Below are 13,555 nucleotides of genomic sequence, written 5' to 3'. Positions count from 1 at the left end.
CTTTACAACGCCCGCGCGGGGCAGGCGAGGGTTGCTCGCCCGATATCACCGGGATGTCGCCGCCACTCCCGTCCGTACCGGTTTCAGCTTGCGCCACGCCCAGACCATCACCGGCCACAGCAGCGCCCCGATCGCCATGGCGGCGAGGATGGCGGCGACGGGGCGCTCGAAGAACGGCAGGATGCTGCCGTCGGACTTGATCAGCGAGGTCACGAAAGCCTGCTCGACCATGGTGCCCATGACGATGCCGAGCACCATCGCAGCGACGGGATAGCCGTTGGCCTCCATCACATAACCGATGATGCCGAAGGCGGCGACGGTGACGACGCCGAACATGTTGTTGCCGATCGCGAACGAGCCGACCGCGCAGCACAGCATGATGATCGGCATGATGGCGGAGCGCGGTGCCAGCAGGATGTAGGCGGCGATCCGGATCATGGCGATGCCCAGCGGGATCATCAAAATGTTCGCGATGATGAACATCAGGTAGATCGCGTACATGCTCGACGCTTTCTCCGTGAAAAGCGTCGGCCCGGGGTTGAGCCCCTTCATGTAGAGCACGCCGATCGCGATCGCGGCGATGGTATCACCGGGGATGCCGAACAGCAGCGACGGCACCCAGCCCGAAGCGATGCTGGCGTTGTTGCTGGCGCCGGCCTCGACCAGGCCTTCGACATGGCCGGTGCCGAATTTTTCCGGCTCCTTGGAGAAGCGCTTGGACATCGCATAGGAGACCCAGGCGGCCATGTCGGCGCCGGCGCCGGGCAGCACGCCGATGATGATGCCGACGATGTTTCCGCGCGTCATCTGCCAATGGTATTGCTTGGTCAGTTTCCACTGGCCGGCCATGATGCTTCCGAATTTGCGCCGCGGCAGCGGCGGCGGCTCCGGCGTCAGCATCGCGCGCATCACCTGCGCCACCGCGAACACGCCGACCAGCGCGGGGATCGGCTCGATGCCGCCGAACAGGTCCGTGAGGCCGAAAGTGAAGCGCGGCACGCCGCCGGGATTTTCGATGCCGATGCAGGACACCAGCAGGCCGAGGAACATGCCCGCGATCGCCTTGACCGGCGAGGAGCGCGCCACCAGCGTCGCGCACATCAGGCCGAGCAGCGCCAGCCAGAAATATTCGAAGGTCGAGAACGACAGCGCGATCTCGGCCAGCGGCGGCGCCAGGATCATCAGCGACAGCACGCCGGCGATGCCGCCGACTGCCGAGAACCACACGCCGGCCCCGAGCGCCAGCTCGGCCTGCCCCTTGCGGGTCATGGCGTAAGCCTCGTCCGCATAGGCGGCGGAGGCTGGCGTGCCGGGGATGCGCAGCAGCGCACCCGGGATATCGCCGGAGAAGATCGCCATCGAGGACGCTGCGACGATGGTCGCGATCGCCGCGATCGGCGAGAGATAGAAGGTGACGGGGACGAGCAGGGCGGTTGCCATCGTCGCCGACAGGCCCGGCAGCGAGCCGATCACGAGCCCGTACACGGAGGCTGCGAACATCGCGATGATGACCTCCCAGGTGGAGATCAGTGCGAACGCTTCAATCAGGGTTTTCAGCATGAATTCACCAGGGCGTCGGCAGCAGGCCGGCGGGAAGCGGCACGCGCAGCAGCTTGCCGAAGATGAGATGGATGGCGAAGGGCGACAGCGCGGCGAGCGGCAGCGCCAGCTTCCACTTCGCCCCTAACGCGGTCGAGGTGACATAGACCATGATTGCCGCGGTGATGATGAAGCCGAGCCGGTCGGCCGCGACCACGTAGAACAGCAGCAGCGCCGGCGGCAGCAGCGCGCGCAGGCTGTAGAACTTGCCCTGCGGCGGCGCTGCGGCGGCGGCTTGACCGTCCTCGTGCGGGATCAGCTCTTCCTCCTCCTCGAAGGTGTGACCGATGCCGAACACGATCGCGAGCCCGCACAGCGCAAGGCCGATGCCGATCACGAGCGGAAACACGTTGGGGCCGACCGGCTGCCCCGGCACCGGCGGCAGCAGCCAGCCGCCATAGGCAGAGGCTGCGCCGAGCACGACGAGAAACGATCCCGTGACCGAGTCGGGAAGACGCATGGGAGGAGTCCTATGAAAGATGTTCTCCCTCTTCCCGCGCGCGGGAAGAGGCGATCAGCGCGTGCAATCCCGGCATCATCCCGGTGCCGGATGCCGGATCACGCCTTGCTCAGACCCGCCGCCTTCATCGCCTCGCCCATCTGGGCGTCGCCCTTGTCCATGAAGCTGCCGAACTGGCCGGCATCGCCCCACACCGTGCCGAAGCCGCGATTGCTCATGAAGTCCTTGAACTCGGCGGAATCATAAACCTTCTTCAGCGCGGCGGTGAGCTTCGTCGCGATCTCCGGCGGCAGGTTCTTTGGCGCGCCGATCCCGCGCCAGGCGCCGGTCGCGTAGTCGATGCCCATCGCCTCCTTCAGCGTCGGCACGTCCTTGAAGATCGGATTGCGCGCCGGCGCCATGATGGCAAGGCTCCTGGCCTTGCCGGCCTCGATGATGGCGCGGGCTTCCGGCACCGAGCAAGTGGTGAGGTCGAGGCCGCCGGCGGCGAGATCCTGCATCGCGGGCGCGGCACCGTTCGACGGCACCCAGGCGACCTGGTTGGCGGGCAGGCCCATTGCCTGCATCCAGCCGACCAGCGCGAGATGCCAGATGCCGCCCTGGCCGGTGCCCGAGGCCTTGAACTTGCCGGGAGGGGCCGCCTTGATCGCCTCGGCGAGCTCCTTCACCGTCTTGTAGGGCGAGGAGGAGGAGACCTGGATACCCGGCGGGTCTTCGTTCATCAGCGCCAGCGGGGTGTAGCTCTTCGGCGCCAGCTCGGTCAGCCCCTGCCAGTGCATCATCGAGATTTCGACCGTGAGCATGCCGATGGTGTAGCCATCGGGCTGCGCGGTCGCGATCGCGGTATGGCCGACGACACCGGACCCGCCGGTGCGATTGACCACGTTGAAGGGTTGGCCGAGATCCTTTTCCAGCATGGCTGCGACAATCCGCGCAGTCGCGTCGGTGCCGCCTCCCGCGCCCCAGGGCACGATCACGGTGACGGGCCGCGCCGGGTAGGCTTGCGCAAATGCGGGAGTGAGGCCGAAAGCGGCGGATGCCGCGACCGCGGCAGTTGAGGCCGCAAAGGTGCGGCGCGTAATCCTGGACATGAATGCCTCCCAGCGGCGCCCGTGATACCGGGCGCTCTTGTCAATGGCGGCATTCTAGTCGGCTTTGCAGCGCCGCTGCAAGGTAGCGCTACCAGCGCGTTGTGAGCAATGCGGCGCTGCTCAAACGATGGTCACTGCGGCTCTTCCGCGTCGGCCTTCGGGCGCGCGCCGCCGAACATGCGGGTGCCTTCCGCGGTGAGATAAGGCTTCAGCGTTTCCCACGGCGCGAATGCGACATATTCGCCCTCGGCGTAGGGTCCGACTGCATAGGGCGGGTAGTGGAAGGTGAGCCCGGAACTCTTGCCCGCATCGGTCGAAGGCGCGAGCGTCACAGCGCCGATCTTGAGCAGGCTCGGCTCCACGCTTTTGAACCATTCATCGGTCGCGGTCTCGCTGGTATCGCGCTTCTTCTTCTCGAACTTCAGCGAGGCGATCACGGCCTTCACCATCGCCTTCATGGTTGGGCCGTTGTCGGCGGTCTCGGTGAAGAACGGGCGGATCGAGATGCGCTTGTTCTCTGCCTTGTCCCACAGGATCGTGTTCACGTCCGAATTGGGATGGGCGCCGTGGGTATCCATGTAGTCGTTGCGGAGAATGCTGACATAGCGCTCGGCGACGACGGAGCGGATCGCATATTTGCGCTCAAAATCCCAGCCGCCGTCCTTGAAGAACTGCGGATCCTCTTTGCGCGAGGCGGCAGCTTCAGCCGCGTTCTTGGCGAGCCACTTTTTGCCCTCAGCGAGACAATCCGCCGCCAGCGTCGGGGCAGCCTTGATCTTGTCGTCGAGGAAGACGCGCGCCTCGATGCTCTTGTTTTTGATGACGGCGTCAGGCTTGGGGTTGGCGGCGAGAGAGGGACCCAACAACGCGCCGCAAGCTGCGATCACAGCCAGTGTGTGCGTGAACGTTGGCGCGGAAAATATCACGCAATGTCCTTCTTGCCTGAGATCGACGGCGACGCTACTCCGCCGCCTCGCTATGTCCGAGCCGGGCGTTCAGCTTGCGGATCAGCTCCTCGGCCGCGTCCGCGATCACCGTGCCCGGCGGGAAGATCGCTTCGGCGCCGGCCGCATAGAGCGCGTCGTAATCCTGTGGCGGCACCACGCCGCCGACGATGATCATGATGTCGTCGCGGCCCTGCTTCTTCAGCGCGGCCTTCAATTCCGGTACCGCCGTGAGGTGGGCGGCGGCGAGGGAGGAGACGCCGAGGATGTGCACGTCGTTCTCGACTGCCTGCCGTGCGGCTTCGTCGGCGGTCGCAAACAGCGGCCCGATGTCGACGTCGAAGCCGATGTCGGCGAAGGCCGACGCGATCACCTTCTGGCCGCGGTCGTGACCGTCCTGGCCGATTTTTGCGACCAGGATGCGTGGGCGGCGGCCTTCGGCTTCCTCGAAGGCGTCGATCAGCGCCTGAACCTTCTCGACCCGGTTACCCATGCTGGACGCCTCCCGCTTGTAAACGCCGGTGATCGACTTGATCTCGGCGCGGTGCCGGCCGAACACCTTTTCCATCGCGTCCGAAATCTCGCCGACGGTCGCCTTCGCGCGCGCGGCGTCGATGGCGAGCGCGAGCAGATTGCCGTTGCCTTCGCCGGCCGAGCGCGTGAGTGCTGCGAGGGCGGCGTCGACGTCCTTCTGGTCGCGTTCGGATTTCAGCCGCGTCAGCTTGTCGATCTGGAGCCGGCGGACATTGGTGTTGTCGACCTTGAGAATGTCGATCGGGGCTTCGTCCGTCGGCTTGTACTTGTTGACGCCGATCACGGCCTGCTTGCCGGCATCGATCCGGGCCTGGGTCTTGGCCGAAGCCTCCTCGATGCGCAGTTTCGGCACGCCGGCCTCGATGGCCTTCGCCATGCCGCCGAGCTCCTCGACCTCCTGGATATGGCCCCACGCCTTGGCGGCGAGATCACGCGTGAGGCGCTCGACATAGTACGAGCCGCCCCAGGGGTCGATGATGCGGGTGGTGCCGCTCTCCTGCTGCAGGAACAACTGGGTGTTGCGGGCGATGCGTGCCGAAAAGTCCGTCGGCAGCGCCAGCGCCTCGTCGAGCGCGTTGGTATGCAGCGACTGGGTGTGGCCCTGCGTCGCCGCCATCGCCTCCACCGTCGTGCGCATCACGTTGTTGAAGACGTCCTGCGCGGTCAGCGACCAGCCCGATGTCTGGCAATGCGTGCGCAGCGAGAGCGAACGCGGGTCTTTCGGATTGAACGGCTTGAGCAGCTTCGCCCAGAGCAGCCGCGCGGCGCGCATCTTGGCGACTTCCATGAAGAAGTTCATGCCGGTCGCCCAGAAGAACGACAGGCGCGGCGCGAAGCGGTCGACGTCGAGGCCCGCCGCCAGGCCGGCGCGAAGATATTCGACGCCGTCGGCCAGCGTATAGGCGAGCTCGAGGTCCTGCGTCGCGCCGGCCTCCTGCATGTGATAACCGGAGATCGAGATCGAATTGTATTTCGGCATTTTCTGCGAGGTGTATGCAAAAATGTCCGAGATGATCCGCATCGAAGGCGCGGGCGGATAGATATAGGTGTTGCGCACCATGAACTCTTTCAGAATGTCGTTCTGAATTGTCCCGGAGAGCTTTTCCGGCGCCACGCCCTGTTCGCCCGCGGCGGCAACATAGAGCGCGAGGATCGGCAGCACCGCGCCGTTCATGGTCATGGACACGCTCATCTGGTCGAGCGGAATCCCCGCGAACAGCGTCCGCATGTCGTAGATGGAATCGATGGCAACGCCGGCCATGCCGACGTCGCCGCCGACGCGCGGATGGTCGCTGTCGTAGCCGCGATGGGTGGCGAGGTCGAAGGCGACCGAGAGGCCCTTCTGTCCGGCTGCGAGGTTGCGGCGGTAGAATGCGTTGGAATCCTCCGCCGTGGAGAAGCCGGCATATTGCCTGACGGTCCAGGGCTGGTTGACATACATGGTCGGGTAAGGGCCGCGCAGATAGGGCGCGATGCCCGGATAGGTATCGAGGAAATCAAGTCCGGCGAGATCGGCCTCGCCATAGGCAGGTTTCACCAGAATGCCCTCGGGCGTCAGCCAGGGCTCGGCGCTGCCTGATGGCGCGGCGCTTGTGGTCCGTTCGAAGGCGATGTCTGCGAAGTTCGGAATGCGGCTCATGGTTTCAACCATATCATAGGCGCTCAATCATGGTCCGGATGCTGATGGCTGACGATGGTCGCCATCTTCTCCGGTCCGTAATTCTGCTGCGTGGTCTGGCTCGGCAAATTGGAGATGCCGACCACCCAGCCTAGGCGCGATTCGGTTCCGAACTGCCGCGTCGGCACGATCTGGTCGGGGCGGTCGAAGGCGCCGGTCATGATCTCGATCCGGTCGCCGTCGATGCGGCCAAAACTCAGCGGCGTGCCGCAGGCCGCGCAATAGCCGCGGTCGGCGATGGAGGAGGAGCGGAAGAACGACGGCTTCCCCTTGGTCCAGGCAAAGTCCGTCTTGTTGATGTCGGCAAAGGAGGCGAACGGCGCGCCGCTGGCCTTCTGGCACATCCGGCAGTGGCAGATCGAAACCTTGTTGGGTGCTTCCGTCAACGCAAAGCGGACCGCGCCGCATTGGCAGCCGCCGGTGAGAACGGGTTTGCCTGCTTCCGTCATGGCTGCTCCATCCGCCGATAGGTGTCCTGCAATGTCGCAAGCGCATCGCCACCGGCGAAGACGAAGCCCGTGACGCCGGCGGCACGCAGCGCCGCCTCGGTATCCGTCGGGCGGCCTGCCAGATAGATAAGTCTGCTACCTGCGGTTTGCAGGGCCTTCGCCGTTGCCTCGGCATGTTCCGCATAAACCTTGTCACTGGAACAAAGGCAGGCGAACTTGGCGCCGGAGGCCTTGAACGCGGCAGCTAACTGGGATGGATCGGCAAAGCCCTCGCTGTCGACGGCCTGAATGCCGCCGGTCTCGAACAAGCTTTTGGCAAAGGTCGCCCGCGCCGTGAAATCGGCGGGCGTGCCGAGATTGGCCAAAAACACTTTTGGCCGCGCGCCGCGCGCCTTCAACGCCGCGTCCGATTTGTCGCGCAGCGCCTCGAACGGTTCCGCCAGCCGGATCGGCGACAGCGCGTCGAACTTGTATTTTTGCTCGCCGTAGGGCGCGAGCGCGACCGGCGTCGCGTTCAGCACCGCCGTCTCGCGCTCATGCAGGTTCGGGAACTCGCTGGCGCCGGTCAACACGTCGCGGCGCTTTGCGATGCTGGCCTCACGCGCTTTTCGCGCGGCCGCGACCTTGCTCTGGAACACGCCTTGCTGAAGCGCGGCAAAAGCGCCGCCGGCTTTCTCGCTCTCCTGGAACAGTGCCCAGGCCGCGTCGCAGAGCTGCGCCGTCAGCGTCTCGATGCCGCCTGCGCCCGCCGCGGGATCGCTGACCTTGGCGAGGTTGCTCTCTTCCAGCAGCACGGCTTGCGTGTTGCGGGCCACGCGCCGCGCGAAGGGATCGGGCAGACCCAGCGCCAGCGTGTGCGGCAGCACGGTGATCGCGTTGGCGCCGGCGAGTCCCGCCGCAAACGTCGCCATGGTCGCGCGCAGTATGTTCACATCGGGATCGCGCTGCGTCAGCATGCGCCAGGCGGTATCGGCGGCGACGAACAATGGCCTTGGCGTGAGCCCGCACGCCGTCTCGATGCGCGCCCAGAGCAGCCGCAGCGCGCGGAATTTTGCCATTGTGAGGAACTGGTCTGCATCCGCCGCAAGCCGCGCATAGACCATGCCCTGCGCCTGCTCCAGCGGAACGCCGGCGCCTTCAATCGCGCGCAAATAGGCGACACCGCAGGCGAGCACAAAGGCGAGCTCCTGCGCCTCGGAGCCGCCGGCATCGTGGATCACGCGTCCGTCGGCCGAAGCAAACGGCCCCTTGAAGCCGAGCGCGACGAGGCCCTTGATGCCGCCGGTGACGGCAGGAACGATCTCCTCCCAGCTATAAGGGCTGTGGCCCCACACCGCGCCGGCTGCGAGCGGATCGAGCCCGAAGCGGATGTCGCAGGCACCGGGATCGATGCCGTTGCCCTTCACATATTCCGCGAGATGAATCGCAGCCATCCGCGATTGCGGACCGATCTCAAGCTCGAAGCCGATGCCGGCATCGAGATGGACGTCCTTCAAGATCTTTGCGATTGCGTCTGCGGTCGGTTCCAGCCCGAACCCGTGGGCGCCATTGCCGCCGGCGAACACCAGCGCAAGCCCCGTCGCGCCATTTTCGAGATCGGTCAAAGCTTGCGCATTCGCCGCACTTGCATCGGGATGGTCGATCCGCTGCATGATCTGCCAGGGCGCCGCCGCCAGCCGCCCCACCACGGGCGCAACGCCTTTGGCGCGCGGATAGAGCGGTTCGATCCTGACACCGTCATAGGTCTTGCCGACCAGCTTTTCGAACGGCGCGCCCTTCAGCACGCCATCGACCAGCTTGCGCCAGTCTTCGACGATCGCCTTGGGAAAATCCGCCGCCAGCGGCAGGTCGTCAGTCACGGAGGTCATACGGCCAAGGGCTCCCGGAAATCTTGTTGTGCGCGGGCGAAATTGCCACGCCCGGCCGTCCCTGCAAACGGTTGTTTTTGGTTAACCGGTATCCGGAAGCCGCTCAATGCCTTGCGTCGAGACGCTGGCTAGCCCGTCGCGCACACGAATGCCGGCGATCACGCGGTCGGGCGCAATCTCGGCCAGCGGCACCAGCACGAAGGCGCGCTCGAACAGGCGCGGATGCGGCAACGTCAAATCGGGCTTCTGAAACGACACATCGTCATAGGCGATCATGTCGAGATCAAGCGTGCGCGGGCCCCAGCGCCGCTCCTTGTCGCGCGTGCGGCCGAATTTCTGCTCGACCTTCTGCATTACGAACAGCAGCGCGTGCGGATCGAGATCGGTCTCGATCTCGACGCAGGCGTTGATGAAGGGATCCTGGTCTTCGTCGCCCCAAGGCGGCGTCGAATAGTCCGACGAGCGCGCGATCATCGCAGCTTGCGCCATGCCGCAGATATGGGCGATCGCCTTTTGGAACGTCGCGCGGACATTGCCGACATTGCCGCCGAGTGCGATCAGCACGCTTGCCATGTCAGGGCTGCCGCGAGCGCGTCAGCATGATGCCGACGTCGTCGAAGATCGCGGCGATCGGCGCATGCGGCTTGTGCACGGTAATCTTGACCGCACGGATGCGCGGAAAGTGCGACAGGATGGCGTCGGCCACCGCGCCGGCCGCGCGCTCCAGCAGCTTGTAATTGGTGTTCTTGAACGCGGCCGTCGTGGTCGCCACGACGTCGGCGTAGGACACGGTGTCGGCTAGCCGGTCGCTGCGCGAAGGCTCCGACAGGTCCGTATAAAGCTCGAGGTCGATGACAAAACGCTGGCCGACCTCGGTCTCGTGCTCCATCACGCCGTGACGGGCATGGATCGACAGGCCGGTTACGAAGATCGTATCGGTCATGGCTTGCCCTCGATTGCATGCGCCACTCGCAGGGCCTGCAAGGTCTCGGCGACATCATGGGTCCGGATGATTTTTGCGCCGCGCTGCGCGGCGATCAGATGCGCGGCGATCGAGCCGGCGAGCCGCTCTTTCGGCTCCGACGGCGACACCGAAGCGATGAAGCCCTTGCGCGACGCGCCGACCAGGACCGGCAGGCCGAACATGTCGAACTCACGCAACCGCGCCAGCGCGGTCATGCTCTGCTCGGCCGTCTTGCCGAAGCCGATGCCGGGATCGAGCACGATCTTGTCGCGGGCGATGCCGGCTTGTGCGGCGATGTCGAGCGAGCGCTGAAAGAACACGGTCATGTCCGCGATGATGTCGATAGCGGGATCGACGCTGTCGCGGTTGTGCATGACGATGACGGGGACGCCTTTGGCGGCCACCAGCCGCGCCATGCCGGCGTCGCGTTGCAGGCCCCAGACGTCGTTGGCGATCGCAGCGCCCTGGGCGAGCGCGAACGCCACCACCTCCGCCTTCATGCTGTCGATCGAGACCGGCACGCCGAGCGACACGACGCCTGCCAGCACCGGCTTGAGCCGTACCAGTTCGTGTTCTGCCGTGACCGGCCGGGCACCCTTGTAGGGTCGGGTGGACTCGGCACCGATATCGATGATGTCGACGCCTGCCTCGATCATGGCCCGCGCCCGCGCGATTGCCTGCTCGGGCGCGATGAATTCGCCGCCGTCGGAGAAGGAATCCGGGGTGATGTTGAGCACGCCCATCACCGCCGGGATCGGCCGCTCGAGAAGCGTCCGCAGCACGTCAGGCCCGACTGAACCGGCCGCCGGGACGGATGGGGAAAGCGAGGCATTCATGCACGTCGCTTTGCGCGGTCGGGAAGGGGGAGTCAAGAAGGGAGGGGAGCGCAAATACGTGCCACTCTATCACCATTCTGAGGTGGCCGCTTCTTCAGCGGCCCTCGAAGGGCGACGGCCCGGCGCTCTCCGAGTGATGGCAGCGGTGGCCGTTCATCCTTCGAGGCTCTCCACGGGACGCGTCGCGTCCCGTGCCTCCCTCGCACCTCAACCGACAACCGCTTCGCGGTTGCGCGGGGATGACGGAGAGGGAGCCTTGGCTAATACGAAATCTTCGGCGGCAGCTTCTTCGCCTTGGCGATGATGTCGCCGACCGACTTTTCGGAAGGAAGGATGCGGAGGAGCTTTTTCTTTTCGTTGGCATCGCGCATGCTCTGGGCGAGCCTTGCCGGATTCCGATAGGAGAGCTCGCGCACGGTGGTGACGCCGGCGGCGCGGACCAGTCCGACCTTGGCCCTGCCCATGCCGGGGATACGCATGTAGTCGGAGACGTTGGCCCATTCCAGCAGCAGCTGCTCGCTGATGCCGGTCTTGGCGGAGAGCGCCTTGCGGCCCTTCACGGTTGAGGCCGCTTCGAGCAGCGCGTCGGTTGTGCGGATACCTTGCGCCTTCAACTTGTTGGCGGCAAAGGTCGACAGGCCCTCAATCTCGGAGATCGGATATGTCATGATACTCGATATGAAATGCGCAAGCTTCAGGCGAACTGGCTGAGGCCCGGTGTCCCCGCGATGATCTTGCCCATCTGATCCGCTCCGATTTTGTCTCGGCCGAAGCGAAAAAGTTCACGGGCGACGTTCTGAATCTCGGACATGCCAAGTCCCAGGCCCATCAGGCGCGTGCCGACGGCCATCAGGCCGCCGCCCATCAGCCGCGACAGTCCGCCGCCGCTCCTGGACGCCTCGATTGCGGCCTCCGCACCGGGGATATGATCGATCAGGGACTGGACACTGTCGTAAGGCCCCTCGTTGCGGAGGAAGCCCAGGATAATGCCGATCGTCTTTTCAGCGTCAGCACTATCTATGCTGGCGATTGTCGCCAGCCGTCCGATCAGCTCGTCCATATGGCCTGCCCCTCAGCCGGTTCACATGCCGGGTATTGTTTTCGAACATGATCTTGAGCCGGTGTGATGTGAAATACAAGCGATGAACGCCACCAACGTTCCGATTCATTCTCGAACGCGCGGTAAGTGTTGCAGCGATGCAAGAGCGGAGATGGAATCGGCGAAAAAATGCCGCGGTGCGAATGCGTCGTTCCTACTTTCGACGGATGCCGCTCGCATGTTTCCGATAATGTCGCATGCTTGGAGCGCGTTGAATGGTTTTATTCGGCGCGCAACATGCGTTAAAGTACGGAACTGGTGCATTCGAGTTTCGATACGCGAAACACAGCAGAGAGATCAGAGAGAATAATGACCGCACAGGACAGCAAGCTCGGCGACACCGACGACAAGATCTTCGTCGGAAAGGGAGACGAGCAGGCGTGGCTGACGCTGGCGCTCGCCAATCGCCACGGCCTCGTCACGGGTGCAACGGGAACCGGCAAGACGGTGACGCTGCAAGTCATGGCGGAAGGATTTGCGCGCGCCGGCGTTCCGGTCTTCGCCTCCGACATCAAGGGTGACCTCTCCGGCATCTCCGAGGTTGGCGAAGCCAAAGACTTCATCCTCAAGCGCGCCACCGAGATGGGGCTGACATTCCAGCCCGACCAGTTCTCGACGGTGTTCTGGGACGTATTCGGCGAGCAGGGCCACCCGGTGCGGGCGACCGTCACGGAAATGGGCCCGTTGCTGCTTGCACGCATGCTCGACCTGAACGACGTGCAGGAAGGCGTGCTCAACGTCGCCTTCCGCGTCGCCGACGACAACGGCCTTGTCCTGATCGACATGAAAGATTTGCGGGCGCTACTCGATGCCATCGTGCCCGACAGCGGCAAGAAGGGGCCGGACGCCGCGGCGGATCCGCTCGCCGAGATTCGCAAAGCCGCGCAGGGTTTTGGCAACGTCACCAAGGCGACCGTCGGCACCATCCAGCGCCAGCTTCTGGTGCTGGAGAACCAGGGCGGCACCAAATTCTTTGGCGAGCCGGCGCTGACGCTGAAAGACTTCATGAAGACCGACCGCGACGGTCGCGGCATGGTCAACATCCTCGTCGCCGACAAGCTGCTCCAGAGCCCACGGCTTTACGCGACATTCCTGCTGTGGATGTTGTCAGAACTGTTCGAGGAGCTGCCGGAGGCCGGCGATTTGCCAAAGCCGAAGCTGGTATTCTTCTTCGACGAGGCGCATCTGCTTTTCAACGACGCGCCCAAGGCGCTGATGGACAAGATCGAGCAGGTGGTGCGTCTGATCCGCTCCAAAGGCGTCGGCGTTTATTTCGTGACGCAAAACCCGGTCGACGTGCCCGACCGCGTGCTCGGGCAATTGGGCAACCGGGTGCAGCACGCGCTGCGCGCCTTCACGCTGCGCGACCAGAAGGCGGTCGCCGCCGCAGCCCAGACTCTTCGGCCCAACCCGAAGCTCGACACCGCCAAGGTGATCATGGAGCTCGGCAAGGGTGAGGCGCTGGTGTCCTTTCTCGAAGGCAACGGCACGCCCGCGATGGTCGAGCGGGTGATGATCCGGCCGCCCTCGGCCCGGATCGGACCGATTACGCCGGCAGAGCGGAAGGCGATCATGGATGCAAGCCCGGTGAAGGGCAAATACGACACCGCCGTTGATGATGAGTCCGCCTACGAGATGATCCAGAAGCGCATTGCCGGCACGGCTGCGCCTGCCGATCCAGGCGCGGCGGGCGGTGGAGGCGGCGGCATCCTCGGCCAGATCGGCTCGATCGTCGGCACCATCTTCGGCACCAACGTCAAGCGCGGCCGCCTGTCGACGGGCCAGGTCATCGCGCGCGACATGACCCGATCGGTGACCAACCAGGTGATCGGGGGGATGGCGGCCAATATCGGCAAATCGGTCGCCGGCCAGCTTGGTGGCTCGATCGGCCGCACGCTGGTCCGCGGCGCGCTCGGCGGCCTGCTGCGGCGCTAGGCATGCAGTCGCCGTTTTAGGCCGTTCGCCGTATCAGGCCGTTTTCGGGAAGTTGCCTGATGCGCGACGGGAACAAATTCGGGTGAACAGGACTCTCC

The 13,555-nt window shown here is 64.9% G+C and carries 13 protein-coding genes; 1 reads left to right on the top strand and 12 read right to left on the bottom strand.

What is annotated here, in order from left to right:
• Positions 1-45: 45 nt before the first annotated feature.
• The 12 genes from ABIB06_RS12915 to ABIB06_RS12860 all read right to left on the bottom strand — a co-directional run bounded on the left by ABIB06_RS12915 (position 46) and on the right by ABIB06_RS12860 (position 11,483).
• Entirely contained in the window at positions 46-1,560 is a 1,515-nt protein-coding gene (locus tag ABIB06_RS12915) for a tripartite tricarboxylate transporter permease (RefSeq protein WP_247349895.1), read from the bottom strand.
• Between the two features lie 4 nt (positions 1,561-1,564).
• On the bottom strand, positions 1,565-2,059 hold the full coding sequence (locus tag ABIB06_RS12910; protein ID WP_354047107.1) for a tripartite tricarboxylate transporter TctB family protein: 495 nt from the start codon (positions 2,057-2,059) through the stop codon (positions 1,565-1,567).
• Between the two features lie 98 nt (positions 2,060-2,157).
• A complete protein-coding gene (locus tag ABIB06_RS12905; protein WP_354047109.1) occupies positions 2,158-3,150 on the bottom strand; it encodes a tripartite tricarboxylate transporter substrate binding protein in 993 nt (330 codons plus the stop codon).
• Between the two features lie 131 nt (positions 3,151-3,281).
• Positions 3,282-4,076 (bottom strand): RsiV family protein, encoded by a 795-nt coding sequence (locus tag ABIB06_RS12900; RefSeq protein WP_354047111.1) that lies wholly within the window; start codon positions 4,074-4,076, stop codon positions 3,282-3,284.
• A gap of 34 nt (positions 4,077-4,110) precedes the next feature.
• The gene (gene scpA, locus ABIB06_RS12895) at positions 4,111-6,267 is read right to left on the bottom strand and encodes a methylmalonyl-CoA mutase (protein WP_354047332.1); all 2,157 of its coding nucleotides are present in this window, start codon (positions 6,265-6,267) and stop codon (positions 4,111-4,113) included.
• 23 nt (positions 6,268-6,290) lie between these two features.
• Positions 6,291-6,755 carry a GFA family protein gene (locus tag ABIB06_RS12890; protein ID WP_354047113.1) on the bottom strand — a complete coding sequence of 155 codons (465 nt, stop codon included), beginning with the start codon at positions 6,753-6,755 and terminating at the stop codon, positions 6,291-6,293.
• Entirely contained in the window at positions 6,752-8,623 is a 1,872-nt protein-coding gene (locus tag ABIB06_RS12885) for a methylmalonyl-CoA mutase family protein (protein WP_354047114.1), read from the bottom strand. The genes ABIB06_RS12890 and ABIB06_RS12885 overlap by 4 nt, the downstream gene beginning before the upstream one ends.
• An 81-nt stretch (positions 8,624-8,704) precedes the next feature.
• Positions 8,705-9,196, bottom strand: a complete 492-nt coding sequence (gene folK, locus ABIB06_RS12880) for a 2-amino-4-hydroxy-6-hydroxymethyldihydropteridine diphosphokinase (protein WP_247447776.1) — start codon at positions 9,194-9,196, stop codon at positions 8,705-8,707.
• 1 nt (position 9,197) lies between these two features.
• The gene (folB, locus tag ABIB06_RS12875) at positions 9,198-9,566 is read right to left on the bottom strand and encodes a dihydroneopterin aldolase (protein WP_247349902.1); all 369 of its coding nucleotides are present in this window, start codon (positions 9,564-9,566) and stop codon (positions 9,198-9,200) included.
• A complete protein-coding gene (folP, locus tag ABIB06_RS12870; RefSeq protein WP_354047116.1) occupies positions 9,563-10,423 on the bottom strand; it encodes a dihydropteroate synthase in 861 nt (286 codons plus the stop codon). Before folP ends, folB begins: the two co-directional genes overlap by 4 nt.
• Positions 10,424-10,683: 260 nt before the next feature.
• Positions 10,684-11,091: a DUF4332 domain-containing protein gene (locus tag ABIB06_RS12865; protein ID WP_211394090.1), complete on the bottom strand. Its 408-nt coding sequence runs from the start codon at positions 11,089-11,091 to the stop codon at positions 10,684-10,686.
• 26 nt (positions 11,092-11,117) lie between these two features.
• A complete protein-coding gene (locus tag ABIB06_RS12860; RefSeq protein ID WP_354047118.1) occupies positions 11,118-11,483 on the bottom strand; it encodes a DUF2267 domain-containing protein in 366 nt (121 codons plus the stop codon).
• A 348-nt stretch (positions 11,484-11,831) separates the two neighbouring features.
• Between ABIB06_RS12860 and ABIB06_RS12855 the strand changes: the two genes are divergently transcribed.
• Positions 11,832-13,457 (top strand): helicase HerA-like domain-containing protein, encoded by a 1,626-nt coding sequence (locus tag ABIB06_RS12855; protein WP_354047120.1) that lies wholly within the window; start codon positions 11,832-11,834, stop codon positions 13,455-13,457.
• The last annotated feature ends 98 nt before the right edge of the window (positions 13,458-13,555 follow it).

This window comes from Bradyrhizobium sp. LB8.2 (assembly GCF_040548035.1).
Taxonomy (GTDB): Bacteria; Pseudomonadota; Alphaproteobacteria; order Rhizobiales; family Xanthobacteraceae; genus Bradyrhizobium.
This window is presented reverse-complemented; position numbering and strand designations above follow the sequence as displayed.

What these genes read in the sequence shown, in the direction of transcription:
- ABIB06_RS12905 (WP_354047109.1), bottom strand. Translation starts at nt 3,150, where the DNA reads ATGTCCAGGATTACGCGCCGCACCTTTGCGGCCTCAACTGCCGCGGTC.
- ABIB06_RS12910 (WP_354047107.1), bottom strand. Translation starts at nt 2,059, where the DNA reads ATGCGTCTTCCCGACTCGGTCACGGGATCGTTTCTCGTCGTGCTCGGC.
- ABIB06_RS12890 (WP_354047113.1), bottom strand. Translation starts at nt 6,755, where the DNA reads ATGACGGAAGCAGGCAAACCCGTTCTCACCGGCGGCTGCCAATGCGGC.
- ABIB06_RS12885 (WP_354047114.1), bottom strand. Translation starts at nt 8,623, where the DNA reads ATGACCTCCGTGACTGACGACCTGCCGCTGGCGGCGGATTTTCCCAAG.
- ABIB06_RS12855 (WP_354047120.1), top strand. Translation starts at nt 11,832, where the DNA reads ATGACCGCACAGGACAGCAAGCTCGGCGACACCGACGACAAGATCTTC.
- folP (WP_354047116.1), bottom strand. Translation starts at nt 10,423, where the DNA reads ATGAATGCCTCGCTTTCCCCATCCGTCCCGGCGGCCGGTTCAGTCGGG.
- folK (WP_247447776.1), bottom strand. Translation starts at nt 9,196, where the DNA reads ATGGCAAGCGTGCTGATCGCACTCGGCGGCAATGTCGGCAATGTCCGC.
- scpA (WP_354047332.1), bottom strand. Translation starts at nt 6,267, where the DNA reads ATGAGCCGCATTCCGAACTTCGCAGACATCGCCTTCGAACGGACCACA.
- ABIB06_RS12915 (WP_247349895.1), bottom strand. Translation starts at nt 1,560, where the DNA reads ATGCTGAAAACCCTGATTGAAGCGTTCGCACTGATCTCCACCTGGGAG.
- ABIB06_RS12865 (WP_211394090.1), bottom strand. Translation starts at nt 11,091, where the DNA reads ATGACATATCCGATCTCCGAGATTGAGGGCCTGTCGACCTTTGCCGCC.
- ABIB06_RS12860 (WP_354047118.1), bottom strand. Translation starts at nt 11,483, where the DNA reads ATGGACGAGCTGATCGGACGGCTGGCGACAATCGCCAGCATAGATAGT.
- folB (WP_247349902.1), bottom strand. Translation starts at nt 9,566, where the DNA reads ATGACCGATACGATCTTCGTAACCGGCCTGTCGATCCATGCCCGTCAC.